Genomic DNA, 25,258 nt, shown 5'->3' with positions numbered 1-25,258 from the left:
GGTCGGCCGGGGACGGCGCGGTCGGTCCGCACGGCGGGGTCAGTCCGCACGGCGGGGTCAGTCCAGTTCGAACCAGACCGTCTTGCCGCGCGCGGTGTACTCCACGCCCCAGTCGCGGGACATCAGATGGACGAGCTCCAGGCCGCGGCCGTGTTCGTCGTCCGGTGCGGCGGAGCGCAGCCGGGGGAGCCGGTTGCTGCCGTCCTCGACCTGGCAGCGCAGGAGGTGGCTGTGCTGGACGCTGAGGTGCAGCGGCCCTCCGGCGTGCAGCAGCGCGTTGCCGACGAGTTCGCTGACGAGCAGCTCGGCGGTGTGGGTGTGGTGCTCCAGGTCCCAGTCGGCGAGTATCCCGCGGACCGCGACCCGCGCCCTCCGGCACGCGGCCGGGTTGCCGGGCAGCTGCCAGGGGCCCGCGATCCGGCTGGGCCGACGGGGAGCGCCGAGCACGAAGGGCGGGCCCTCCGCTATGTACGGGATGGCATCTTCCGGTATGTGAGGAAGGGCATCCTCCGGGTGCCCCGGGCGTTGCGCGTGGTGCATGAGGTCTCCACTACGGCCATCGGCGGTCGGCCTTGAATGCCGGCCCGGCAGGTGACCGCTCGGCGACTCCTTGTCCGGGACTCCCCGGCTCCAGGGAAAGCGATCAACAACGATCCAGACTGCCGCGTAAGACCCTAATTCCGCTTTACCCGGAAGTAAAGTGGGCTGCGTGATCGTTCGACCGAGTGACAAGGACATGCTTGACGCCGCATGTGCGGTATTCGCCGATATCGGGTTCCACGCGGCCACGATGGAGGACATCGCCGCCCGCGCCAGGACGACCAAGCCGACGCTGTACGCACATTTCGGGAACAAGGAAGATCTTTACCGGCTCTGCGGCGAACGTGCCGGGGGCACCCTCGGGCGGCGCCTTTCCCGAGCCTATGAAGCGGCATCCGCACTGTCCCTGGAGCAGCAGGTCCGGGCGGGCACGATGACGGTCTTCGACTTCGCCAGGACACATTCGGCCGAATTCCGGCTGCTCTTCGGCGCCGACCCGGTCGGCACGATCGCGGCGGCCCGGGAGCGTTTGACCATCGCGGCGGCCACGGAGATCGCCGAACGTATCCGGGATTTCACCGAGCGCCGTGCCACGCGGCGGTGGGGCGTGAGCGCCGACCTCTGTGCATCCCTGATCGTCAGCCTGACGATCGACGGCGCGCGATACGCCTTGCTCACCGAGACACTGGACGTCGCCTCCGGTGCGGAATTCGCGAGCTCGTTCACCGTGGCCGCACTCCGGCACATCGATCCCCGTATCGCCGAGGAAATCGACGAGGGCGGGGCGGCACCAGAAGCCGAATGATGCTTTTCTGCCGGTGAATTGGGGCGGCAGCACGGCCTCCGCCCAACCCGAGGGCCCTTCCGGCGACTTGGCGCCCCAGGCCCCGTTCGGCCCGCCCGGCTCCGGCGCCGTACCCCCGGGAGCAAAACCAACCTGGTGACAGTCAAAAACCCCCGGACGATCCTCCGGGGGTTTCTTCCTGCGCGTGAGCCCCGACCGCAAGGGGGGCTCGGACCGGACCCGGCCGGGCCGGGAAGTGTTCCTGGCCCGGCCGCTCAGGCATTGACGCCCCCCGTCACCCACCACCGCCGTCGACGCCACCGTGAACGAGCCTGCCGCCCGGGATCGCGCCGGTGGTGGTGTCACAGTGGTTGTGGGCTTGCGTCCCGCCGATGTTCACGCAGGCTGCATGGCCACGGTTCGGCACATCGATCGGCCACGGCGCAGACGAGAAGGAGGCCCCTTCCGGCACCGGTCAGGACACGATGTTCTCCACGATGCTCATCTCGACATCCTCCTGACTGAGGCGTTGGGCGCACCTGGCTCGGGACAGAGGCTCTTCGGCGGTCCTTTGGGAGTGCACGACGATGGGGTCGTCGTGTTCAGGGTGCCCCGGCGCCACGGGAGTCGTGCAGGTCGGGGCTGACCCTGTAGGCGCTCGCTCCACCGGTTGTTCGGCAGCCCGGCCCTCGACTCAGAAGTGACCGTTCTCGCCGAACCATTCCCCGCCGTGCCATTCCTCGCTGCGCTGTCCCCCGCCGCTCTGGCGCTTGGTGAAGTTCTCCTTCTTGTCCACGTCGACGAAGAAGTCCTTACGGGACTTCCTCACCAGGTTGTCGCCCCCACCCGCGACAGGCGGCAGGACCACCGTAATGTTGCATTCCTGGGTGGTATCGGTCGTAGTAGTGGTGGATGCTCCCCCCGTAGCGGTTTCACTTCCAGCTCCACCACCAGTGGCCGCGTCACCACCCTGGGAGCTGATGTTATTGGTGCACAACGGGCCCGACGGTACCGGTACCTCGGCGGTGGGGGCGGGGGCGCTTTCATCCTCGAACTTGGCCCGCTTCGTCTTGTGAGACCTCGCAGAGCGGTGGATATCTTCGGCGTAGGCGTGGCGGGGCCCTCTGCTGTGGGCGGGGCGGGACTCTTCGCCGTGCGCGGGACGGGACTCTCCGCTGTGGGCGGGGAAGGAACCCTCGGAGTGGTGGGTGGGGGACCCTCCGTCGTGGGATGGGTGAGAATCCTGGGAGGGGGCGTAGCGGGAGTCTTCGGCGTGGCCGGGGTAGGCGTCTTCGGCGTAGGCGCTGCCTGCGCCGGAGACAGTCAGCGCACCGATCGTGGCGCTGAGCAGGGCGGCCTTCGTGCCAAGGCGCATGTGAGCCTCCATATAGTCGCTGCCCACGGTGTGTCCATGGACGCACTATGCAACGCGGCAGCGGCCATTTGGTTCTGATGCCTTCACCCGTTTGCCTCGCACGCTTTCGGCTGACGTCAGGAACGGCGAATCCCTCCTCATGCCCCTGGCCTACCTTGTGGGCGCGGCCCGACGCCGGGTGCCTTTGACCCAAGTCCGTGAAACCGAGCGGCGTGGCGGCGTGGCAAGTGTTTCTCGCGGGTTGAACGCCCTTAGATTTCCTGCCGGGTCGTGTCCGCGACCCCCCGTTGCTCGATGATCTCCTCATCCAGCAAGGGCCTCCACATCATGCAACCTCACGCGTACTCGTCCGTCTGCAACAGCCCCGGCACGGCGTGGGTTGCGTACACGTGAAGCTCAACGGCCTGGGGGATGCGCCGATCGCGCTCGACGCCACCGTCGGCTGGGTATCGCCCTTGGCTCGCAGGAGACCGGCCGACGGTGCTGATCCTGCTCGGTACGGTCGTCTTCAGCGCACCCTGGCCGAGACACGGCGTCCCGGCCAGGTGCCTCCGTTCAACCCGTTTCTCTGCACCCTCGACCTTCCGGTTCCGATCGGCGGCCTCGGCGGCGCGACTGCTCGGTACTGGCCACGGAGGCATGTGCGCCTTGGTCGGCCCTGCGCTCTGATCGCGGCGGGACGGCTCTTGACGACGGCTGTCGTCGCCGGGATGACGCGGACGCCGAACGGCGAGGATCAGCCCTCCGCGAGAACCGGTAGTGGTGCGCTCACCCCCGGGGGCCGGCTCCCCATTCGATCGTGGATTTGCTTCCGCGGCGGTGCGGGCGGTCCCGGGCATGCAACGGAATTCGCCGTCACACGGGCCGTGCGCGGTGGAGGGGCAGTGGGTGCGCCCACCGTGCGTACCGAGCGGTATGCTCATGCGGCCATGCAGATGAATGCCCCATACACCAGTCTTGTCGCCGTCGGCGACTCCTTCACCGAAGGCATGTCGGACGCGCTGCCCGACGGCACGTACCGCGGCTGGGCCGACCTCCTCGCGGGGCGGCTCGCCGCCCGGGCGCCCGGCTTCCGGTACGCCAACCTCGCCGTACGCGGAAAGCTGATCGCACAGATTCTGGAGGAGCAGGTCGACGTCGCCGCCGCGATGGGCGCGGACGTGGTCACGCTCGTCGGCGGGCTCAACGACACCCTCCGCCCCAAATGCGACATCGACGAGGTCTGCGCCCGCCTGGAGGAGGCCGTCACCCGGCTCGCGCCGACCTGCGGGCGGCTGGTGCTGATGCGCAGTCCGGCGCGGCGCGGTCCGGTGCTGGCCCGGTTCCTGCCACGCATGGAGCAGCTCTTCGACGTCATCGACGAGCTGGCGGCGCGGCACGGCGCGCTGGTGGTCGACCTGTTCGGCGCGGAGGCGCTGAGCGACCCGCGGCTGTGGGCGGACGACCGTCTCCATCTGCGCGCCGAGGGGCACCGGCGGGTGGCCGAGGCCGTCTGGCAAGCCTTGGGCCATGAGCCGGAGGAGGACTGGAACGCCCCGCTGCCCTCCGCCGTACCGCCCGGCTGGCTCCTGCGGCGGGCGAGCGACGCGCGGTTCGCGCGGGAGCACCTGGTGCCGTGGATCGGCCGGAGGCTGACGGGCCGCTCCTCCGGGGACGGGCGGCCGCCGAAGCGGGGCGAGCTGGTGCCGTACGAGGCGCTCCCGGACGCCTGACCGTACCGGCCCCGGTTTCTCCCGGCGGGACGGGCGCGGCCAGGATCGGGGCGCAGCCAGGATCGAAGCGCGGTCAGGGCCGGGGCTGTGACCAGGCCGGGCGCTGGCCTGCGGCGACGGCCAGTAGAATCAGGCCACGTGACCTCCAAGCCCCGCATTCCGAACGTTCTGGCCGGCCGCTACGCGTCAGCGCAGCTCGCCGTCCTGTGGTCCCCCGAGTACAAGGTGACGCTGGAGCGGCGGCTGTGGCTCGCCGTGCTCCGTGCGCAGAAGGACCTCAGCATCGAGGTGCCGGAGCAGGCCCTTGCCGACTACGAACGCGTCCTCGACCAGGTCGATCTGGCCTCGATCGCCGAGCGCGAGAAGGTCACCCGGCACGACGTGAAGGCCCGTATCGAGGAGTTCAATGCCCTCGCCGGGCATGAGCACGTCCACAAGGGTATGACCTCCCGGGATCTCACCGAGAACGTGGAGCAGCTGCAGATCCGCCTCTCCCTGGAGCTGGTGCGGGACCGTACGGTCGCCGTGCTGGCCCGCCTCGGGAAGCTGTCCGCCGAGCACGCCGAGCTGGTGATGGCGGGCCGTTCGCACAATGTGGCGGCGCAGGCCACCACGCTCGGGAAGCGCTTCGCGACCGCGGCGGACGAGCTGCTCGTGGCGTACAGCCGGGTGGAGGACCTCCTCGGCCGCTACCCACTGCGGGGAATCAAGGGGCCGGTCGGCACGGCGCAGGACATGCTGGATCTGCTGGGGGGCGACCAGGAGAAGCTGGCGGAGCTGGAGCAGCGGGTCGCCACCCACCTCGGCTTCTCGCACGCCTTCACCTCGGTCGGCCAGGTCTACCCCCGCTCGCTGGACTACGAGGTGGTGAGCGCGCTGGTGCAGCTGGCCGCCGCGCCCTCCTCACTGGCGAAGACGATCCGGCTGATGGCCGGGCACGAGCTGGTGACCGAGGGCTTCAAGCCGGGCCAGGTCGGCTCCTCCGCGATGCCGCACAAGATGAACACCCGGTCCTGCGAGCGCGTCAACGGCCTCGCGGTGATCCTGCGCGGCTACGCCTCGATGGCCGGGGAGCTGGCGGGCGACCAGTGGAACGAGGGCGACGTCTCCTGCTCCGTGGTCCGCCGGGTCGCGCTGCCGGACGCCTTCTTCGCCTTCGACGGGCTTCTGGAGACCTTCCTGACCGTGCTCGACGAGTTCGGTGCCTTCCCCGCCGTCGTCGCCCGCGAGCTGGACCGCTACCTCCCCTTCCTCGCGACCACCAAGGTCCTCATGGCGGCCGTCCGGGCCGACGTCGGCCGGGAGGCCGCGCACGAGGTCATCAAGGAGCACGCCGTCGCCTCCGCCCTCGCCATGCGCGAGAAGGGCGTCGAGCGCAACGAGCTGCTGGACCGGCTCGCCGAGGACGAGCGGATGCCGCTGGACCGGGCGCAGCTGGACGCGCTGATGGCCGACCGGCTGTCCTTCACCGGCGCCGCCGCCGGCCAGGTCGCCGCAGTCGTCCGGCGCATCGAGGAGATCGTGGCGCGGCACCCGGAGGCGGCGGCCTACGCGCCCGGGGCGATCCTCTGACGCGGATGACGCCCGAAGAGCTGGAGGCCGCCCGCGACCGCACCATCGAGGATGTGATCGCGGGCGGTCTGCGTGTGCTGTTCTGCGGGATCAACCCAGGCCTGATGTCGGGGGCGACCGGGCATCACTTCGCACGGCCGGGAAACCGCTTCTGGCCGGTGCTGCACGCCTCGGGCTTCACCCCCCGCCGGCTGCACCCCTCCGAGCAGCGCGAGCTGCTGACGTACGGGCTCGGCATCACGAACGTCGCCGCCCGTACGACGGCGCGCGCGGACGAACTGTCCGACGAGGAGCTGCGCGAGGGCGGGCGCGTCCTCCAGGAGAAGGTGCTGCGGTACGAGCCGACGTGGCTCGCCGTGGTCGGGGTGACCGCCTACCGGGTCGCCTTCGGTGACCGGCACGCCCGGATCGGCCCGCAGGACCGTACGATCGGCCGCACGCGGCTCTGGGTGCTCCCCAATCCCAGCGGCCTGAACGCGCATTGGACGCCGAAGGCGATGGCGGAGGAGTTCGGCAGGCTGCGCGCGGCGGCGGACGCGGAGAAGGCCGCGGAGCCTCATCCGGACGGCTAGCGGGAAGGCACCGGAATTCGTGGCTCCAAGACCGCCGACCGCATCTGCAACTCCTCAGGCGGAACATATCGCCCAGGATTTCCGGCGCAGGACACCAGGTGTACTCATCACGAGCGTTGGTGACACATGCGTGGGGCTTGATCATGGCGAAGGCCTCCGTGCGGTGAAGGTGTCGAACTCTTCACCGCACGGAGGCCTTCATGTCCCACCGTCATGCCGGCCTGACGGCTCTTGGCAGGCGGACGCTGGTCGAGCGCGACCGGACGAAGCCGCCCAGTGCTGCGACCGGGACGGTTGCCGGGAAGCTCGCGGCGTCCGGTGCGGTGCATCGCACGGCGGTGGGGTGCCCGCGGAGGGAGTCCGGGGGAGATTGCCCTCGTACTGGGGTCCCCCATGCCGAAGGCCAGGGGCGTACCCGGGTGACTCCGACAACGCAGCGTGGGGGCACTCCCCCAGCCTTGGGCCGTGGGACCCCCACCCAGCGGTAGCTGGGGGAGTGTTGTGCCGGGCGTCGCGAGCCGGTGAACCTTCCGGGTCAGAGCGCTAGCTCAGCGTCTTCAGCGCCGCCGCGCTGTACGGCTTCAGCTCCTCGGACCGGTCCCCCAGGACCTTCGCCGCCCACTCCGGGTCCTGGAGCAGGGCGCGGCCGACGGCGACCAGGTCGAACTCGTCGCGCTCCATGCGGTCGAGGAGGTTGTCGATGCCCTGGACCGGGGCGCCCTCGCCCTTGAAGCTGCGGATGAAGTCGCCGTCGAGGCCGACCGAGCCGACGGTGATGGTGGGCCTGCCGGTGAGCTTCTTGGTCCAGCCCGCCAGGTTCAGGTCCGAGCCCTCGAACTCCGGGAGCCAGTAGCGGCGGGTGGAGGCGTGGAAGGCGTCGACGCCGGCCGCGGCGAGCGGGGTCAGGATCGCCTCCAGCTCCTCCGGGGTCTCGGCGAGCCTGGCGTTGTAGGCCTCCTGCTTCCACTGCGAGTAGCGGAAGATCACCGGGAAGTCGGGCGAGACGGTCTCGCGGACCGCGGCCACGATCTCGGCCGCGAAGTTCGTACGGGCCACGGGGTCGCCGCCGTAGGCATCGCTACGGCGGTTCGTCCCCGCCCACAGGAACTGGTCGAGGAGGTAGCCGTGGGCGCCGTGCAGTTCGACGCCGTCGAAGCCGATGCGCTCGGCGGCCTCGGCGGCCTCGGCGAAGGCGCCGATGACGTCGTCCAGGTCACGCTGGGTCATCGCCTTGCCGGTGCCCTCGGTGCCGTCGACGCGGATGCCGGAGGGGCCGACGGCGGGGGCGTCGGCGTAGGGCGGGTCGCCCTGCTTGCGCACCATGCCGATGTGCCACAGCTGCGGCACGATCGTGCCGCCCGCCGCGTGCACGTCCTCGGCGACCTTCGCCCACCCCGCCAGCTGCTCCTCACCGTGGAACCGCGGCACACGGTCACTCTGCCCGGCCGACTCGTGGCCGACGTAGGTCCCTTCGGTGACGATCAGGCCGACACCCGCGGCGGCGCGGCGGGCGTAGTACGACCGCACGTCCTCACCGGGGACGCCGCCCGGGGAGAACATGCGCGTCATCGGCGCCATCACGATGCGGTTCGGGACGGTCAGGCCGTTCAGCGCGACGGGCCGGGACAGGATCTCGGCCGCGCGGGATGCGGAGGACGTAGTGACGCTCACGGGGCTGCTCCTCGTAGGTACCACACGGTATGTGCACATGCAATTGAATACGTGTAGGGGTCAACCGTCCCGGCGGTCACGGCATTCCGCCCGTCGGCGAGCTGCTATGTGATCCCGGACACGCGCTGGACACCGACGGCGTGAGGGCCGTTCACCCGGGAACGGAGCCCACGTCCCCCTCCCCGACCGCGACGACCAGTTGGAACGGCAGTTCCTTGTCCTGCTGCCCGACGCCGATCCCGATCCACCGGCCGTCGATCCGCCAGGCATGGATCTCGACGACATACCCGCAGAGCGAGAGCAGCGGCTCCGCGACCGGCTCCCCCTCCATCGAGCGCTCCAGGTGACCGGTCAGGTCGAGGACTTCGGGCGCTCCCCACCTCCGGGTCAGCAGCATGACCAGCGCCTGGCACTCGGCCTCGAACTGCTCCATCACCTCCCGCCGGCGTGTCCCGTCGTCCTCCCAGAAGTCCTCACTGAGCCGGAGGTCGGCGATGTGACAGCCGGGCCCGCTCCAGATGCCGTCCGACCACCCGGGCCGCTCCGGGAAGGGCCGGGCACGCAGTCGGTCGAGCACGGCGAGCTGTTCCACGGTGGTCATGCCGTCAGTAAACGCCGCCCCTCTGACAATTGAGGTCCCGTCAGGCGTCCGATGCTCCCGGCCCCGGCTGCCCCCTGCGGAGGGCGACCGCCCTCTCCGGCCGGCTGCGTATGCCGCTCCCCCATCGCCTGCGAGATCGCCGCCGAGCTCGTGCTCGGCGGGGAGGCAGTGACGTCGCACGTCAGCGCCGTGCCGGCGAAGCTCGGGGCGCGGGACCGCACCAGGCGGTGATGGCCGCGTACGAGTCGGGGTTCGTCGCTCCCGGTCAGCCCGCCCCGAGCGACCGGTCTCCGGCTGGTTGAGTCCCCGTCGGCTCCCGGAGCGCTCCGGGCAGCGCGTCAGGACCGCTTCGAGCGCCTCCCGGCGCCGGAGGACGGGGACGCTCGCCGCACCGCGGCCCAGCGGCTACGATCCCGGCACACACGCACAGTAGGGAGGCCGGCCTTGGGGCGGCTCACCGGCGGGGATCCATCCCTGCTGCGACGAATCAACTCGGCGGTGGTGCTGTACGCCCTGCGGGACGGCGGGTCCGCCACCCTGACCGACCTCGTGCGCGTCACCGGCCTCTCACGGCCGACCGTCGAAGGGGTCGTCGAAGGGCTGGCCGGGAACGGCCTGGTGACGGAGGTGGCACCCGAGGAGGGCGGAACGCGCCGCCAGGGCCGGCCCGCCCGGCGCTTCCGCTTCCATGCCGAGGCCGGGCACCTTCTGGGCGTCGAGATCGGCCCGCACCGGGTCGCGGCGCTGCTCTCCGACCTGGACGGCCACGTGCTGGGCTCCGCCGTGCGCGAGGTTCCCGAGACGGCGTCGGCCGACGAGCGGCTGGAGCGGGTGCGCGCGGCGGTGGCCGATCTGCTGCGCCGTGCCGGCGTGGCTCGCAGCTCGCTGCGCGCGGTCGGCGTGGGCACACCGGGCATCGTGGAGACCGGCGGGACCGTACGGCTGAGCACCGCGCTGCCGGGGTGGACGGGGCTGGCGCTCGGCGAGCGGCTGCGGCGGTCCTTCCGCTGCGCCGTGCTGGTGGAGAACGACGCGAACGCCGCCGCGCTCGCCGAACACTGGAAGGGCGCGGGAGCCGACTCCGACGATCTGGTGTTCGTCCTGGCCGGGCTCAGTCCCGGCGCGGGGTCGCTCATCGGCGGCCGGCTGCACCGCGGCTACGGTGGCGCGGCCGGGGAGATAGGCGCGCTGCACCTGCTCGGGCGCGAGGCCGCGCCGGAGCAGGTCCTCTCCACCACCGGGGAGCCCCTCCACCCGCTCGACGAGACAGCGGTGGCGCGGGTGTTCGAACGTGCGCGGCAAGGCGACATACGGGCCCGCGACGCCGTGGAACGGTTCATCCAGCGGCTGGTCCACGACGTGGCGGCGCTCGTCCTGGCCCTCGACCCGGAGCTCGTCGTGGTGGGCGGCTGGGCGGCGGGCCTGGACGGCGTACTGGGGCCGCTGCGGGACGAGCTGGTGCGCTACTGTCTGCGGCCCCCGCGGGTGGAGCTGTCGAAGCTGGGTGAGGCCGCCGTGGCAACGGGGGCGCTACGGCTGGCCCTTGACCATGTGGAGGAACAACTCTTCGCCGTCCAGGGCCCGGTGAACGCCCGCCTCTGAACCGCCCCCGTCACAGGGCTGGGAGAAACGGCAGCCTCTGAACCGCCTCCTTCACCTACCCCGCGGGCCGTACGCCCGCGCCTCCGCCCCCGTGGCACCGAGAAGCTCGCAGCGCCCGTGACCGCCCGAGCGCCGAGCCGTACCCCACCGCCTCCGAGCCGGACCGTACGACACCCCGCGGGCGCAGGCTGCCCTCGCGGCCTCGCAGACACCGGGGCAGTCGGCACATGCCGGGACTGCCGGCGCATGCCAGGGCCGACGGCCCCCGCTTTCACGGGACGCACCGCTTCGGGGGGCGCGGCCTCAGGACGCGCGGCGGTCCTCTCCCGCATCGGTGATCTGCACCGAGCCGGTCTCGCCGAAGGTGAGCCGGCAGGTGTCCGCGCGGTACGTGGCCACGGCCACCGCCGCCGTGCGGCCCTCGGCGACGTAACGGGTGGTGAGCACCAGGACGGGCGCACCGGGCAGCCGGTCCAGCTGCTTGGCGTCCTCGGCGCTGGCCGAGCCCAGCTCCACCGCCCGGTCCTGGCCTTCGAGTTCAAGCCGCTGCAGTTCGCGCAGGACGGCGCGGGCATGCGCTGCGCCGGTGGGTGCGCCGATGGCCGTGAGGCCCGGGACGGAGCCGGCCGGGACGTAGAGCAGTTCGGCCGCGACCGGCTGGCCGTGCGTCATACGGCTGCGCCGGACGGTGTGCACCTGCTCGTCCGGATCCGTGTCCAGCAGCCGGGCGACCGCGGCCGGAGGGGTCGTCTCCTCACAGGCGACGGGCTGCCAGGCGTCGTCACCCGCGCCGGGCCACACATCGGTCTCCGCGCCGACCGCCACGCCCATCCGGGGCGGCGCCACCGTCGTGCCCACGCCACGCCTGCGCTGCAGCCTGCCTTCGAGTTCGAGCTGCTCCAGAGCCTGCCGCAAGGTGGCGCGGGCGACTCCGAACCGGGCCGCGAGCTCGCGCTCGTTGGGCAGCACCTCGCCCACCGCGAAATCCGAGTCCAGCGCTTCGCTGAGCACGGTCTTCAGGTGCCAGTACTTCGGTTCGGGCACCGATTCGAGTTGCGTCGTCCCCACCCTGTCCTCCGCAATCGCCGTGTCTCCAGCGGGAATTTCCGCGCCCTTGTTTATTAAAGGTCCTTGCACTAACCCTGCGACCATAGGACGGCACCCACCCTTGGTCAAGACCAATCCTCGATCCCGTCCCGGTGCCCGGGGGCCCTTGCCGCACAGCGTTCATCCGGCGTTCGCGAAGCCCGCCGGAGGTGTCCGGGACATGGCGCGGTGTAACCTCCTCGCTCACCGCCGCCGGGGGAGGAACGGGACGATGGCCCAGGTCACAGTCGTGACGGGTGGCAGCCGCGGAATCGGAGCGGCCGTCGCCGTACGGCTGGCCCGCGCCGGGCACCGGATCGGCATCGGCTACGAGCGGGCCGGGGACGCGGCCGAGGAGACCGCGGCCGCCGTGCGGGCGGCGGGGTCGCAGAGCGTGGCCGTACGCCTGGACACCAGCGTCGAGGAGCAGGTCGACGCGTTGTTCGACACCGTGCAGGAGAGGCTGGGCCCGGTCACCGGGCTGGTCAACAACGCCGGGATCACCGGGCCCCTGGGCCGTTTCGCCGACACCGCCCCCGAAGTGCTGCGGCGGGTGGTGGACGTCAATGTGACCGGCGCGCTGCTCTGTGCACGCCGGGCGGTGCGGGAGATGTCGACCCGGTACGGAGGCCGGGGCGGGGCGATCGTCAATATCTCCTCGGGCGCGGCGACGACCGGCAGCCCCGGCGAGTATGTGCACTATGCCGCGAGCAAGGCCGCCGTCGACGCGATGACGATCGGCCTGTCCAAGGAACTGGGCGCCGAGGGGATCCGGGTCAACTCGGTCCAGCCCGGAATGATCCTCACCGGTATCCACGCGTCGATGGGCGACCCGGACCGGCCCTGGCGCGCCCCGGACCGGGTGCCGATGCGCCGTCCCGGTGAACCGGACGAGGTCGCGGGCGCGGTGGCCTGGCTGCTTTCCCCGGAGGCCTCGTACACCACGGGCGCCGTCCTGCGCGTCGCGGGCGGTCTGTAACGGCCGGCGGCTCAGGGAGCCACCGCGGCCAGCTTGTCGGGGTTGCGCTGGACGTACACGCAGGCGACCCGTCCGTCCTCGGCGACGTCCAGCCAGAGGACGGTGTCCGGCTTCCCGCCCGAGAGGACGAGCAGCGCGGGGACGCCGTTGATCTCCCGGAACATGGCTTCCATGTCCTGGGGCGGCTGCTGGGCGACGGCGACGAGGAAGCGGCCGACCTTGGCGCCGGTCTCCAGGGCACGCAGGGGCGCCTTGGCCTTGCCACCGCTGTCGGCCACCAGCCGGGCGTCGGGAGCCAGCATCGTCAGCAGCGCCTGGAGGTCGCCGCCGGTCGCGGCGGCGAGGAACCGTTCGGTGAGGTCGCGCTGCTGGTCCGGGTCGACGGGGAAGCGCGGTCTGCGCTCCTCCACGTGCCGCCGCGCCCGGCCGGCCAGCCGGCGTACGGCAGGCTCGCCGCGTTCGAGGGCCGCGGCGATCTCGGCGTAGGGGAACCCGAAGGCCTCGCGGAGCACGAACACCGCGCGCTCCAGTGGTGAGAGGGACTCCAGGACGACGAGCACGGCGAGCGACACGGACTCGCTGAGCGCGACCCGCTCGGCGGCGTCCGGGACGGTCTCCGCGTAGTCGGTGGCGATGGGCTCGGGCAGCCACGGCCCCACGTACGTCTCGCGCCGGGACTGCACCTGGCGCAGCCGGTCGATGGCGAGCCGGGTGGTGATGCGCACGAGGTAGGCGCGTGGTTCGCGCACCCCCTCGCGGTCGGTGCCCGACCAGCGCAGCCACGCCTCCTGCACCACGTCCTCGGCGTCGGCGATCCTGCCGAGCATCCGGTACGCGACCCCGGTCAGTACGGGGCGGTGCTCCTCGAAGACATCCGTCGCGGAATCGGTGACCACTGTTCCATCCCACCCGAACGACCGCGGCCGTGTCCAGACGGAATCGCGGGACCGCACATGACAATGAGCAGGCGGTCGCCGACGGGCGGCGGCCCGTCACAGGAGGTGCTGTGAAGTACGGCGTACTGGGCACGGGCGATGTGGGCCGCACGCTCGCGGGCAAGTTGGTCGAGCTCGGCCACGAGGTGGTTCTGGGCTCCCGCACCAAGGAGAACGAGCGGGCGCGCGCCTGGGCGGCCGAGGCAGGCGCCCGCGCGGCCGCGGGGACGTTCGCCGACGCGGCCGCCTTCGGCCAGGCGGTGGTGAACGGTGTCAACGGCCGGGTGGCACTCACCGCGCTGGAGGCGGCGGGCGCCGGGAACCTCGCCGGCAAGCTGCTGGTCGATGTGTGCAATCCGCTGGCCTTCGAGGAAGGACGGCTGCGGCTGTCGCCCGTCGAGAACGACAGCGTCGGCGCACAGATCCAGCGCGCGTTCCCCGACGCCCGGGTCGTCAAGGCCCTCAACACCGTCAACTGCCAGGTGATGGTGGACCCCGGCCTGGTGCCGGGCGACCATCAGCTCTTCATCTGCGGTGACGACGAGGAGGCGAAGTCCGCCACCGTGGCACTGGTGGGCGAGTTCGGCTGGCCGCCCGAGCGGGTGATCGACCTGGGAGGCATCGCGACGGCCCGCTGCACCGAGATGCTCATGCCGTTCTGGATCACCTTGATGCAGAAGTTCGGGCATCCCTTCTTCAACTACGAGATGCGCCAGGGTTCAGCCTCTTGAACTCCGGGCTACTGGGCGGTAATTCTTGTTGACACTGCGTCTCATCGCTTGAGTGTCCATGGCTCGAGTGCCCCACGACGAGGAGCGATCCCCATGCCCGCAACGGTGGCCACGGTCTCCGTCACGCTCGACGCCTCCGCCGGAGCGCACCGGGTGCCCATGGCCTACGAGCGGCGCGGCAACGGGGAACCCCTGCTGCTCCTCCACGGCATCGGCCACCACCGCCAGGCGTGGGACCCGGTGTTGGACACCCTCGCCACGGAGCGTGATGTCGTCGCGGTGGACCTGCCCGGATTCGGCGAGTCGCCCGCTCTGCCGGACGGCGTCTCCCACTCCCTGTCGACGGTCGTGCCCGCGCTCGGCTCGCTGTGCGAGGAGCTGGGGATCGAACGGCCGCATGTGGCGGGCAACTCGATGGGCGGCATGATCGCCCTCGAGCTGGGCCGGCAGAAGCTCGTACGGTCGGTGACGGCCCTCTCCCCGGGCGGGTTCTGGAGCGAGGCCGAGCGCCGGTACGCCTTCGGCGTGCTGCGCGGTATGCACCTGGGAGCACGGCTGCTTCCGCCGCCCGTCGTGGAACAGCTGGCCCGGACGACCGCCGGCCGGGCACTGCTCGTCAGCACCATCTACGCCCGCCCCGGGCGGCGTTCACCGGAAGGGGCGGTCGCCGAGACCCTGGCGCTGCGCAAGGCGACCGGCTTCGGCGCCACTCTCGCGGAGGGCCGTGGTGTGCTGTTGACCGATGACGTCCCGGACGTGCCGGTCACCATCGCCTGGGGCACCCGCGACCGGGTCCTGGTGGGCAGACAGGGAATCCGCGCCAAGTACGCCATCCCCGGCGCCCGTCTCGTACGGCTCCGGGGCTGCGGCCATGTCCCGATGAGCGACGATCCGGCGCTGGTCGCGCGCGTCCTCCTCGACGGCAGCAGGCCCGTCCCCGCGGTCTGACCTCCGACCGGGCGAGCCGGGACCACCGGAGGCCAGGACCCCCGAGCCCAGAGCCACTCCCCCGCCGACCAGCAGACTGCCCACCGCCTGCGCGGTCCCGTATGCCCCCGTACCGACGAGCGGCGCACTCAGCGCGGCGGACACCGGGATCAGTCCGGAGAAGAGCGTGGCGCGCCCGACGCCGATCCGCTGGACCCCGACGTACCAGCAGACGAAGCCGAGCACGGTGACGATCCCGGCCTGCCACACCAGAGCCACCGCCTCCCCGGGGCCGGGCAGGGGCAGCAAGCCTCCCGGACCGTCGAGGACCAGGCCGAGGGCTGCGGACTCGACCGCCGCGACTCCGCAGACCACGGTGGACAGCAGCTTCGGCCCGAGCGGGCGCAGTACGGGCACGGCGAGCACCGCGAAGCCGACCTCACCCGCCAGGGCGCCGAGGGACCAGGCGAGCCCGGCCAGGTCCGTGCGGCCCCAGCCCTGGACGGTGAACGCCCCGGCCGCGACCAGCAGCGCACCGCAGAGGACCGGCGGCGTGGGGCGCTGCCCCTCCAAGGCAGGGGCGATGACCGCCACGACGATCGGGGCACAACCCACGAGGACACCGGGCACGGCCGGTTCGGCGCTGCGCTCGGCGGCCAGTACGGCAAGGTTGAAGCCGACCATGCCGACGGCGGCGAGTGCGGCCAGCCGACCCCACTGACGGGTGGTCAGCGAGCGCAACGGTGCCGTGATCGGCCCGGCCCCGGGTCGGCGGGAGTCCAGCGCGAGCAGGCCCAGCAGGAGGAGGCAGGCAAGGCCGTAGCGGAAGGCCTGGCCACCGGCGTGCGGATAGTCGCCGAGGACGCTGTTGGCCGAGAACGACCCGCCGACCAGGACACAGGCGAAGGCGGCGAGGAGGGCCCCGCGCCGTTGGGATGCGGTCATGAAAAAGACGCTAGGAAAACGGCCGGTCCGGCCTAAGGTCCAATCACATGAGCATTTCGGGGACCACTTCGGACGACAGCGGAGAGGCGCAGTGGGCCGCCGCGTGGGAGCTGTTGCTGCCGGCTGCCTCCGCCCCGCCGCGCCGGCGTGGCCTGCGGCTGCAAACGGCGCTGCGGGAAGCGGTGAGGTCCGGCCGGCTCGCCGCCGGGACACGGCTCCCGTCGAGCCGCGAGCTGGCAGCGGACCTGGGGGTCTCGCGGGGACTGGTCACGGACGCGTACGAGCAGTTGACGGCCGAGGGCTATCTGCGCAGCAGCCGGGGCGCGGGCACCTGGGTCGGGCCGATCGCCGGGCAGCCCGTCCTCCGGGCGCGCGCAGACCGTGCTGCCCCGGCCGGTCCGGTGGCCGACTTCCGGCCGGGCACTCCCGACCTGACACTCTTTCCGCGCGCCGCCTGGTCCGCCGCCCACCGCGCTGTGCTGGGCCGGCTGCCGCACAGCGCTCTCGGCTATCCCGATCCACGCGGTCTCCCGGAGCTGCGCCGGGCTCTCGCCGAACTGCTCGCGCGCCGCCGTGGCGTCGTGACCGATCCGGAGCGGGTCGTGGTCTGCTCGGGCGTCGCCCAGGCGATGACGCTCCTCGGCTTCGTTCTGCGCGACCGGGGTCAGGGGACGGTGGGCGTGGAATCTCCGGGCAGCCCGGAACACGGTGAGCTGTTCGCGGCAGCCGGGCTCGAGGCGGTACCGGTGCCGCTGGACGCCGACGGGCTGGATGCCGGTGCTCTCGCGGCGTCCGGCGTCCGCGCGGTGGTCACCACGCCGTCGCACCAGTTCCCTTCCGGTATCGCCTACTCCGCTCCGCGGCGCACCCGGCTGCTGGAGTGGGCCCGCACCGTGGACGGTCTGCTGGTCGAGGACGACTACGACGGCGACTTCCGTTACGACCGGGCTCCCGTCGGCGCGTTGCAGGGTCTCGCCCCGGAGCGCGTGGCGTACACGGGTTCCGTCAGCAAGTCCCTCGCGCCGGGTCTGCGGCTCGGCTGGCTGGTGCTGCCGGACCGGCTCATGGAGGAGGTCGTCAGCCGGAAGCGGACCATGGACTTGGGCAACCCTGCCCTGGACCAGGCGCTGCTGGCGGACTTCGTCCTGCGCGGCCATTACGACCGGCAGCTGCGCCGCTGTCAGCGCACGTACCGCGAGCGGCGTGACGCTCTGCTGGCCGCGCTGACGGAACACTTCCCGGGCACGGTGGTCACCGGGATCGCCGCGGGTCTGCATGCCGTCGTACGGCTGTCGGCCCGCTACGGGCCCGAGCCGCGCTTCCTGGCGCGGGCAGCTGCCACGGGGGTGGCGGTGCGTCCGCTGTCGGACTACGGCACACCAGCCCCGGACGACGGTTCGGTGCGGCTGGTGCTCGGCTATGCGCATCTGCCGCCGACCGAGATCGTCCGATCGGTGCGGCTGCTGCGCGGGGCCGATACCTCGTAGGCCCGGGGCACAGGCCCTCCGCGCGGCACCCCCCGTATGCGGCCGCGGCCGACGGGTCAGCGCGGCTGTCTGTTCGACCACGTCCTGGTGGAGAGCACCAAGCGGTAGCCGTCCGGGTCCTCGATGGTGACGCCCCACTCCTCCAAGTACGGGTTGTGGGACAGGACCCGGCGGCCTCCATGGTTCTCCAGACGCAGCACCAGATCGCCGGGCACCTCTCCGCCGAGGTAGATCACGAGCAGGTCCTCGACCGTGGGACGCGGCTCGACCGGCGAACGGGCGTCATGCACCAGTTCGAGGTGCCAGGCCGCATCCGGCTGACCGAGCATCAGCAGAGCGTGCTCCCCCGGCGGTGCGCCGGGCGCGGGCTCGTGACGGTAGAGGACCGTCAGGCCGAGCCCGTCGGCCCAGAAGCGTTCGGCGGCGGCGAGGTCCCGCGACGGGCGGGCTATACGGATGTGCGCGGTGCCGTCGGCGATCATTCCTGCTCCTCTCGTACGGGCCCGCACTCTGCGCGCTCTCTCCGCGACCGTAGCCCCGATGATCGCGAGGCGCGATCGGCCGTGGGGTGTACGGCTCCCGGCCGAGGTCGCCCGTGAGGGCCCGGGAAGTGCCCCGAACGCGCTGCGCGAGGAACTTCCGGGACGCCGACGGCACGGTATTCACTGGGCGTTCGACGCGGCGGCATCTCGCCCCGGTAGCAACGGAACGGCCCCGCGGACAGTCGGGCAACGTGAGCAACGTAGGTCAACGGGAGGTTCTCCATGACACAGATATCCGGGAGAGAGATGGGGCGGCGGGCGGTGCTGCGGGGCGGTGCCGGGGCATCGGCCGCGCTTGCTCTGCCGTCGCTGTCGCTGAGCGGCGCGGCGCCGGCCCAGGCCCTGACGGGCCGGCCGGCCGCCCGCTGGGGAGTCCAGGTCGGAGACGTCACCACCTCCTCCGGCCTGGTGTGGGTCCGCTCCGACCGCCCGGCCCGGATGATCGTCGAGACCTCCGCGACCGAGTCCTTCCACCGGGTGCAGCGCCGGGCCGGGCCGCTGGTCGGCCCCGGCACGGACTTCACGGGGACGACGGCGCTGCACGGGCTTCCCCCGGGCGAGCAGATCCACTACCGGGTGGTCCTTGCCGACCCGGACGACCCTCGGCGCACCGGCGAGCCGGTGTACGGCACCTTCCGTACGGCACCGGCGCGGCGTCACGCCGGGGTCCGGTTCCTGTGGTCGGGCGATCTCGCGGGCCAGGGCTGGGGCATCAACCCGGACCGCGGCGGTTTCCCGATCTTCGAGGAGATGCGCCGCCGGAACCCGGACTTCTTCCTGTGCAGCGGGGACAGCATCTACGCGGACGGCCCGATCGCGCCGAGCGTGACGCTGCCGGACGGCAGGACCTGGCGGAATGTCACCACCGAGGAGAAGTCGAAGGTCGCCGAGACCCTCGCGGAGTACCGCGGGAACTTCCGCTACAACCTGCTCGACGAGAATCTGCGGCGCTTCAACGCCCAGGTCCCGGGCATCGTGCAGTGGGACGACCACGAGGTCGTCAACAACTGGTACCCCGGGGAGATCCTGGACGACGCCCGCTACACCGAGAAGAGGGTGGACGTCCTCGCGGCCCGCGCACGGCGGGCGTTCAGCGAGTACTACCCGGTCTCGACGCTGCGGGCGAACGGCGAGGGCCGGGTCCACCGGGTGGTACGGCACGGTCCGCTGCTGGATGTGTTCGTGCTGGACATGCGGACCTACCGGAACGCCAACTCGCCGGGCCGGCAGCCGGAGGACGCCCAGGGCATCCTGGGCGCCGAGCAGCTGGCGTGGCTCAAGCACGAGCTGTCCCGCTCGCGCGCGGTGTGGAAGGTGATCGCCTCCGACATGCCACTCGGGCTGGTGGTCCCCGACAGGAAGACGGACTTCGAGGCGGTCGCTCAGGACGACCCGGGCGCGCCGCTGGGGCGCGAACTGCAGATCGCCGATCTGCTGCGGCACATCAAGCACCGCGGGATCACGGGCACGGTCTGGCTCACCGCGGATGTGCACTACACATCGGCGCAGCACTACGACCCGTCGCGGGCCGCGTTCCAGGACTTCGCGCCATTCTGGGAGTTCGTGTCGGGACCGCTCAATGCGGGGGGCTTTCCCGCCGTGAAGCCGGACGGGACCTTCGGGCCGGAGCAGGTGTTCGTGAAGGCACCGACGCGTGCGAACGTCTCACCCCTGGAAGGCGGCCAGCACTTCGGTGAGATCGATATCGACGGGCAGAGCGGTGAGCTGACGGTGCGTCTGCAGGAAGAGGGGGGCGCCGTGCTCTTCACCAAGGTCCTCGAGCCGGGCCGTGTGGGGCAGTAGGCGCCGGCGCGCCCTCCTCGCTCGCCGACCGGGTTCCGGGCTTCTCGTGGGCGGCGCGGCCGCGCGGGCTCGGCGAGTTGCCGGGCCGGGCCGTGGAGTACGTGGGGCGGTAGGGCGGCCGGGGCGGGATAGCCGGTCGGCGGGAGCCCGCGGACGGCCGACTCCTCCCGGCTGCTCGAGCAGGGCCCGCCGGCCGTGGACGTCCCTGCTCCGGGCCCGGACCGGCTGCCCTCCCCGGCGGGCGAGCGGCTGACCTACCCGCTGGAAATGGCAGAAACCGGGCTCTAGTCAACCAATAGCACCCTTAACCCATCGGTCACAAAGCGTTCGTGATCAGGCAACACCGGTCCGGCATGGTGTTCCCATGACTGATGTGACATCCGCGAAGCGCTCCCGCCGTCCGCACCACTGGCGGCGGGATCTCATTGAACTGGCCGCCCTCTTCACCGCCGTCGCGGTCGCCGACGCGATCGCCAACATGATCGCGCACGGTCCGGACGGGCGCGTGCTGCTCATCGCCTCGGCTGTCGCCCTGATCGGCACGGCGGGGTTCCACACATGGTGGGCACGCCGCCACAGCCATGCCCCGCCCGGCGACAGCGACAGGAGAAACGTTCCGGGGGCCAGCGATCCGGCGGCGGAGCCGGCCGTGCCCGCGGGCAGCCCGGACACCGAAGCAAGCGGCACGGCCCTGTGGCGGGTGCGGACGACCGTACGGGACGAGCCAGGCAGCCTCGCCGTCCTGTGCACCGCGCTGGCCCGTCACCGGGTGGACATCCTGACCCTGCAGACCCATCCGCTCTCCGAGGGGACGGCCGACGAGTTCCTGCTGCGGGCCCCGGCCGGCCTGGCACCCGCCGAGCTCACCCGGGAGCTCGCCGCGGCCGGAGGCCGTGGCACCTGGATCGAGCGGGCCGACGCCCATGACCTGGTCGACGCTCCCACCCGGGTGCTCAACCTGGCGACCCGGACCGCGCTGGACGCCGCCGAACTCCCCCTGGCGCTCCGTCAGTTGCTCGGCCGCTGCACCATCCGCTCACGGCCCGCCCAGTCCCTCAGCGGGCTGCCGCTCGCCGATCCGGTGCCCGAGGAGGGCGTCCTGGAGAACACCGTGATACGACTGCGCGACCCCTCCGGCGGGGGGATCATCATCGAGCGGCCGTATCTGCCCTTCACTCCCACCGAGTTCGCCCGCGCCCGGGCCCTGGTCGAGCTGGACGCGCGGCTCGGACCGCGGGTGCCCGGCAGCCAGGACGTCCTGACCCTGCCCGAGGGCAACGAGATCACCGTGCGGCGTGCCGATACCGGTGATCTGGCCGCCGCCCGCGAGATGCACGACCGGTGCTCCTCCCGGACGCTGAGCCTGCGCTACCACGGCCCCGTCGGAGACGCGGAGCGTTACCTGGGGCACCTGCTCAGCCCCCGCTACGGCCGTACCCTCGCCGTGCAGACCGCGTCGGGGCGGCTCGTCGCCCTCGGTCATCTCCTCTGGGACGGCGACGAGACCGAGGTCGCCCTGCTCGTCGAGGACGACTGGCAGCGCCGCGGGATCGGCACGGAGCTGCTGCGCAGGCTGGTCGCCCTCGCCGGCGAGGCGCACTGCGACAGCGTGTACGCCGTCACCCAGTCGGCGAACACGGGGATGGTCGCCGCCATGCGCGGCCTCGGTCTCCCGCTCGACTACCAGATCGAGGAGGGCACTCTGGTGATCACCGCCCGGCTCGAGCCGGCGGCGGTGCGCCGTAGCGGGACGTACGAGCCGGCCGAGCGCTGAGCGGCCGCCCCGCGCCGAGGGCCGAATCGAGGTCCTGCCACAGGTCCTCGACGCCCTCCAGACCGACCGACATCCGCAGCAGCCGGTCCCCCACTCCCGAGGAGCGGCGGTCACCCGCGTCCACGATGCGGTGGCTGATCGAGGCCGGGTGCTGAATGAGGGTGTCGACGCTGCCGAGGCTGACCGCCGGGGTGATCAACCGCACCCCGGCGATCACCTCGTGGGGGTCACCGTGGACCTCGAAAGCCACCATGGCGCCGCCCAGCCGCGGATAGTGGACCCGGGCCACGCGCGGATCGGCGGCGAGGCGCTCGGCGAGCTGTGCGGCGGTCGCCGAGGCGGCCCGCACCCGTACGGGGAGGGTGGACAGCCCGCGCAGCAGCAGATAGCCCGCGAGGGGATGCAGCATCCCACCGGTGGCGAACCGCACCTGCCGCAGCTTCCGCGCGAACTCCTCGTCGCAGGCGACGACCCCGCCGAGCACGTCCCCGTGCCCGCCGAGGTACTTCGTCGCGCTGTGCAGCACGATCCGCGCCCCCTGCTCGGCCGGACGCTGGAGTACGGGCGTGGCGAAGGTGTTGTCCGCCAGCAGGGGCACCTCCCCGCACGCCCGGGCGACGGCCCGCAGGTCGGCCTCGGCGAGGGTGGGGTTGGCCGGGCTCTCCACCATGACCAGGCCCGTGTCCGGGCGGATGGCGCCGGCGATGCCCGCCGGGTCCACCCATGTCACCTCGGTGCCGAGCAGGCCCGAGGTCAGCAGATGGTCGCTGCAGCCGTAGAGGGGGCGCACGGCGACGACGTGCCGCAGCCCGTCGCTGATCCGTACCAGCAGACAGGCGGTCAGCGCCGCCATACCGCTGGCGAAGGCGACCGCGCTCTCGGTCCCCTCCAGACGTGCGAGGGCCGTCTCGAAACGGGCCGTGGTGGGGTTGTCGAGGCGGGCATAGACCGGGGGGCCGTCGAGCTGTTCGCCGGTGGCGGCGAAGGCGTCGAGCCGGGCGGCTTCGGCCCGGCTGTCGTACGACGGGTACGTGGTGGACAGATCCAGCGGCGGCGCGTGCAGGCCCAGCTCCGCGAGGTCTTCGCGGCCGGCGTGCACGGCCTCGGTGGCGAGCGAACGGGGTGGTGTCGCGGCGGTCGTCTCCATGGCCCGATGCTGAACGTTCGACGGGAGTCGTCGGAGAATCTCCGTGCTATGTTCGGCAAATGACCGATTCCATACCTTTGGATCCGGTGGATCTCCAGATTCTGCGGCTGCTGCAGAACGACGCCCGGACCACCTACCGCGATCTCGCGGCGGAGGTGGGAGTGGCGCCGTCGACCTGTCTGGACCGGGTGGCACGGCTGCGCCGCTCCGGCGTGATCCTCCGGCACGAGCTCCGTCTCGATCCCGCCAAGCTGGGGCGGGGGCTGGAGGCGTTGCTGCTGGTGCAGGTGCGGCCGCACCGGCGGGAGCTGATCGGGCCGTTCGTGGAGCGCGTGCGTGCCCTCCCCGAGTCCCGGGCGCTGTTCCATCTGACGGGGCCCGACGACTACCTGGTGCATGTCGCGGTCACCGGCACCGCCGATCTGCAGCGGCTCGTGCTGGACGAGTTCACCTCACGCCGGGAGGTGGCCCGGGTCGAGACGCGGCTGATCTTCCAGCAGTGGGAGTGCGGTCCGCTGCTCCCCCCGCTGCCGTCACCACCGCAGCCGTGACCCTTCCCGCCACCGCCCCAGCCCTGGCCCCGGCCGTCGTCACCCCAGCCGTCATCAGCGTCATCACCGCGGACCGTACGATCGCTCACCGGTCCGACCGGTGGTGACGCGCGGGCCCGTGCCGTACGAGGATGGGCGCATGGCCGACATCAACAGCAGCCCGTTGCCCCGTCAGATCGCCGACGCCTACGTGGACTCCCTCATCGAGCTCGATCCGATCACCGGCACCTATCTGGGGGTGGCCGAGAGCTCCGGCAGGCTCCCCGACTTCTCGCCCGCCGGGCAGCAGGCCCTCGCCGACCTGGCCCGCACCACGCTCGACCGGCTGGCCGAGGCCGAGACCCGGCCGGGCGCCGGCGACGATGCGGAGCGTCGCTGCGCCCGGCTGCTGAGGGAGCGGCTGACCGCCGAACTCGCCGTGCACGACGCCCAGGAAGGGCTTCGCGCCGTGAGCAACATCCACTCCCCGGTGCACTCCGTCCGCACGGTGCTGACGGTGACGCCGACCGCGACCACCGAGGACTGGGCCGCCGTTGTCGAGCGGCTGCACGCGGTGCCCGCCGCGCTCGAGGGGTACCGCACGTCGCTCGCCGAGGGCATCGACCGCGGTCTCCCCGCCGGCCCTCGCCAAGTGGCCACCTTTGTCGAGCAGTTGGACGACTGGGTCGGCAAGGACCGCAGCTGGTTCGCGGAGTTCACCGCGGACGGTCCCAAGGAGCTGCGGACCGAGCTCGACATGGCGGCCGCCACCGCGACCGCCGCCTTCGCCGATCTGCGCGACTGGCTGCGCGAGACCTACGCCCCCGCCGTCGAGGGCGCCCCCGACATCGTGGGCCGGGAGCGTTACGCCCGCTGGTCGCGTCTGTGGAACGGCACGGACCTGGACCTCGACGAGGCCTACGCGTACGGCTGGTCGGAGTACCACCGGCTGATCGCCGAGATGCGCGTCGAGGCCGAGAAGGTCCTTCCGGGCGCGGCCACTCCCTGGCAGGCCATCGCCCACCTCGACGCACACGGCACACACATCGAGGGCGTGGAGGAGGTGCGGTTCTGGCTCCAGGGGCTGATGGACGAGGCGATCGAGGCGCTGGACGGCACCCACTTCGAACTCGCCGAGCGGGTCAAGCGGGTCGAGTCACGGATCGCCCCGCCCGGCAGCGCGGCCGCCCCGTACTACACCCAGCCCTCGGTGGACTTCTCCCGCCCGGGCATCACCTGGCTGCCGACCATGGGCGAGACCCGGTTCCCCGTCTACGACCTGGTGTCCACCTGGTACCACGAGGGCGTGCCCGGCCACCATCTGCAGCTCGCCCAGTGGGCGCACGTCGCCGACCGGCTCTCCCGCTACCAGGCCACGGTGGGCATGGTGAGCGCGAACGCCGAGGGGTGGGCGCTGTACGCCGAGCGGCTCATGGACGAGCTGGGCTTCCTCACCGACGCCGAACGGCGGCTCGGCTACCTGGACGCGCAGATGATGCGCGCCACCCGCGTGATCGTCGACATCGGTATGCATCTGGAGCTGGAGATCCCCGCGGACTCCCCGTACCACCCGGGCGAGCGCTGGACCCCCGAGCTGGCGCGGGAGTTCTTCGGTATGCACAGCGGGCGTCCGGCGGAATTCGTCGACAGCGAGCTCATCCGGTACCTGGGCATGCCCGGTCAGGCCATCGGCTACAAGCTCGGCGAGCGGGCCTGGCTGAAGGGCCGCGAGGCCGCACGCGCGGGGCACGGAGCCGCCTTCGACGCCAAGCAGTGGCACATGGCGGCGCTGTCACTGGGCTCGCTGGGACTCGACGACCTGGTCGACGAGCTGTCCCGGCTCTGAACCCGGGTCCGTGAGGACCGGCCGTGCCCGGACACCCGTGCGGGCCCGGCGGGTCACGGGGACCAACCGGGCAGAGCGCACAACACCGGAAGGTACC

General features: G+C 72.0%; 21 protein-coding genes and 1 pseudogene. 13 read left to right on the top strand and 9 right to left on the bottom strand.

Going from position 1 to position 25,258, the window contains the following annotated elements:
- Positions 1–57 precede the first annotated feature (57 nt).
- Positions 58–540 (bottom strand): ATP-binding protein, encoded by a 483-nt coding sequence (locus ACTWQE_RS02420; RefSeq protein WP_443327089.1) that lies wholly within the window; start codon positions 538–540, stop codon positions 58–60.
- Positions 541–736: 196 nt separating this feature from the next.
- Between ACTWQE_RS02420 and ACTWQE_RS02415 the strand changes: the two genes are divergently transcribed.
- Positions 737–1,345: a TetR/AcrR family transcriptional regulator gene (locus tag ACTWQE_RS02415; protein WP_443327152.1), complete on the top strand. Its 609-nt coding sequence runs from the start codon at positions 737–739 to the stop codon at positions 1,343–1,345.
- A gap of 673 nt (positions 1,346–2,018) precedes the next feature.
- Here the strand turns inward: ACTWQE_RS02415 and ACTWQE_RS02410 are convergent.
- A complete protein-coding gene (locus ACTWQE_RS02410; protein WP_443327088.1) occupies positions 2,019–2,699 on the bottom strand; it encodes a hypothetical protein in 681 nt (226 codons plus the stop codon).
- A gap of 929 nt (positions 2,700–3,628) precedes the next feature.
- On the opposite strand from ACTWQE_RS02410, the gene ACTWQE_RS02405 reads away from it, so the two are divergent.
- The 3 genes from ACTWQE_RS02405 to mug all read left to right on the top strand — a co-directional run bounded on the left by ACTWQE_RS02405 (position 3,629) and on the right by mug (position 6,555).
- Positions 3,629–4,411: an SGNH/GDSL hydrolase family protein gene (locus tag ACTWQE_RS02405; protein ID WP_443327087.1), complete on the top strand. Its 783-nt coding sequence runs from the start codon at positions 3,629–3,631 to the stop codon at positions 4,409–4,411.
- Positions 4,412–4,549: 138 nt separating this feature from the next.
- Positions 4,550–5,983 carry an adenylosuccinate lyase gene (gene purB / locus ACTWQE_RS02400; RefSeq protein ID WP_443327086.1) on the top strand — a complete coding sequence of 478 codons (1,434 nt, stop codon included), beginning with the start codon at positions 4,550–4,552 and terminating at the stop codon, positions 5,981–5,983.
- Positions 5,984–5,988: 5 nt separating this feature from the next.
- Complete coding sequence (gene mug / locus ACTWQE_RS02395; RefSeq protein WP_443327085.1) at positions 5,989–6,555, top strand: G/U mismatch-specific DNA glycosylase; 567 nt, start codon at positions 5,989–5,991, stop codon at positions 6,553–6,555.
- A gap of 543 nt (positions 6,556–7,098) precedes the next feature.
- On the opposite strand, the gene ACTWQE_RS02390 is transcribed toward mug, so the two are convergent.
- Together ACTWQE_RS02390 and ACTWQE_RS02385 are read right to left on the bottom strand one after the other, a co-directional pair.
- Complete coding sequence (locus tag ACTWQE_RS02390) at positions 7,099–8,226, bottom strand: NADH:flavin oxidoreductase (RefSeq protein WP_443327084.1); 1,128 nt, start codon at positions 8,224–8,226, stop codon at positions 7,099–7,101.
- A 151-nt stretch (positions 8,227–8,377) separates the two neighbouring features.
- Positions 8,378–8,827, bottom strand: a complete 450-nt coding sequence (locus ACTWQE_RS02385; RefSeq protein ID WP_443327083.1) for a hypothetical protein — start codon at positions 8,825–8,827, stop codon at positions 8,378–8,380.
- Positions 8,828–9,271: 444 nt separating this feature from the next.
- Between ACTWQE_RS02385 and ACTWQE_RS02380 the strand changes: the two genes are divergently transcribed.
- Positions 9,272–10,429 (top strand): ROK family transcriptional regulator, encoded by a 1,158-nt coding sequence (locus ACTWQE_RS02380; RefSeq protein WP_443327082.1) that lies wholly within the window; start codon positions 9,272–9,274, stop codon positions 10,427–10,429.
- Between the two features lie 303 nt (positions 10,430–10,732).
- Here ACTWQE_RS02380 and ACTWQE_RS02375 read toward each other — a convergent pair whose 3' ends face one another.
- Entirely contained in the window at positions 10,733–11,497 is a 765-nt protein-coding gene (locus tag ACTWQE_RS02375) for a GntR family transcriptional regulator (RefSeq protein ID WP_443327081.1), read from the bottom strand.
- A 250-nt stretch (positions 11,498–11,747) separates the two neighbouring features.
- Between ACTWQE_RS02375 and ACTWQE_RS02370 the strand changes: the two genes are divergently transcribed.
- Positions 11,748–12,494: an SDR family oxidoreductase gene (locus ACTWQE_RS02370; protein WP_443327080.1), complete on the top strand. Its 747-nt coding sequence runs from the start codon at positions 11,748–11,750 to the stop codon at positions 12,492–12,494.
- Between the two features lie 11 nt (positions 12,495–12,505).
- Here ACTWQE_RS02370 and ACTWQE_RS02365 read toward each other — a convergent pair whose 3' ends face one another.
- Positions 12,506–13,390, bottom strand: a complete 885-nt coding sequence (locus ACTWQE_RS02365) for an RNA polymerase sigma-70 factor (RefSeq protein WP_443327079.1) — start codon at positions 13,388–13,390, stop codon at positions 12,506–12,508.
- Positions 13,391–13,500: 110 nt separating this feature from the next.
- Here ACTWQE_RS02365 and ACTWQE_RS02360 point away from each other — a divergent pair, with 110 nt between their 5' ends.
- On the top strand, positions 13,501–14,160 hold the full coding sequence (locus ACTWQE_RS02360) for an NADPH-dependent F420 reductase (RefSeq protein WP_443327078.1): 660 nt from the start codon (positions 13,501–13,503) through the stop codon (positions 14,158–14,160).
- 93 nt (positions 14,161–14,253) lie between these two features.
- Positions 14,254–15,108 (top strand): alpha/beta fold hydrolase, encoded by an 855-nt coding sequence (locus tag ACTWQE_RS02355; RefSeq protein WP_443327077.1) that lies wholly within the window; start codon positions 14,254–14,256, stop codon positions 15,106–15,108.
- A 495-nt stretch (positions 15,109–15,603) separates the two neighbouring features.
- Here ACTWQE_RS02355 and ACTWQE_RS02350 read toward each other — a convergent pair.
- A pseudogene (locus ACTWQE_RS02350) lies at positions 15,604–16,032 on the bottom strand (EamA family transporter); the annotation flags it as partial.
- A 47-nt stretch (positions 16,033–16,079) separates the two neighbouring features.
- Here ACTWQE_RS02350 and pdxR point away from each other — a divergent pair.
- Positions 16,080–17,519 carry a MocR-like pyridoxine biosynthesis transcription factor PdxR gene (gene pdxR / locus ACTWQE_RS02345; protein ID WP_443327076.1) on the top strand — a complete coding sequence of 480 codons (1,440 nt, stop codon included), beginning with the start codon at positions 16,080–16,082 and terminating at the stop codon, positions 17,517–17,519.
- A gap of 56 nt (positions 17,520–17,575) precedes the next feature.
- Here the strand turns inward: pdxR and ACTWQE_RS02340 are convergent, their stop codons facing one another.
- Complete coding sequence (locus ACTWQE_RS02340; protein ID WP_443327075.1) at positions 17,576–18,001, bottom strand: VOC family protein; 426 nt, start codon at positions 17,999–18,001, stop codon at positions 17,576–17,578.
- Positions 18,002–18,283: 282 nt separating this feature from the next.
- Here ACTWQE_RS02340 and ACTWQE_RS02335 point away from each other — a divergent pair, with 282 nt between their 5' ends.
- Positions 18,284–19,864 (top strand): alkaline phosphatase D family protein, encoded by a 1,581-nt coding sequence (locus tag ACTWQE_RS02335; RefSeq protein WP_443327074.1) that lies wholly within the window; start codon positions 18,284–18,286, stop codon positions 19,862–19,864.
- 364 nt (positions 19,865–20,228) lie between these two features.
- Entirely contained in the window at positions 20,229–21,638 is a 1,410-nt protein-coding gene (locus ACTWQE_RS02330) for a GNAT family N-acetyltransferase (protein WP_443327073.1), read from the top strand.
- Here the strand turns inward: ACTWQE_RS02330 and ACTWQE_RS02325 are convergent.
- Positions 21,574–22,785 (bottom strand): trans-sulfuration enzyme family protein, encoded by a 1,212-nt coding sequence (locus ACTWQE_RS02325; RefSeq protein WP_443327072.1) that lies wholly within the window; start codon positions 22,783–22,785, stop codon positions 21,574–21,576. The genes ACTWQE_RS02330 and ACTWQE_RS02325 overlap by 65 nt on opposite strands.
- A 59-nt stretch (positions 22,786–22,844) precedes the next feature.
- Here ACTWQE_RS02325 and ACTWQE_RS02320 point away from each other — a divergent pair, with 59 nt between their 5' ends.
- On the top strand, positions 22,845–23,336 hold the full coding sequence (locus ACTWQE_RS02320) for an Lrp/AsnC family transcriptional regulator (RefSeq protein ID WP_443327071.1): 492 nt from the start codon (positions 22,845–22,847) through the stop codon (positions 23,334–23,336).
- Positions 23,337–23,475: 139 nt separating this feature from the next.
- Positions 23,476–25,161 (top strand): DUF885 domain-containing protein, encoded by a 1,686-nt coding sequence (locus tag ACTWQE_RS02315; protein WP_443327070.1) that lies wholly within the window; start codon positions 23,476–23,478, stop codon positions 25,159–25,161.
- The last annotated feature ends 97 nt before the right edge of the window (positions 25,162–25,258 follow it).

Source organism: Streptomyces sp. 8N706, from assembly GCF_052245415.1.
Taxonomy (GTDB): domain Bacteria; phylum Actinomycetota; class Actinomycetes; order Streptomycetales; family Streptomycetaceae; genus Streptomyces.
This window is presented reverse-complemented; position numbering and strand designations above follow the sequence as displayed.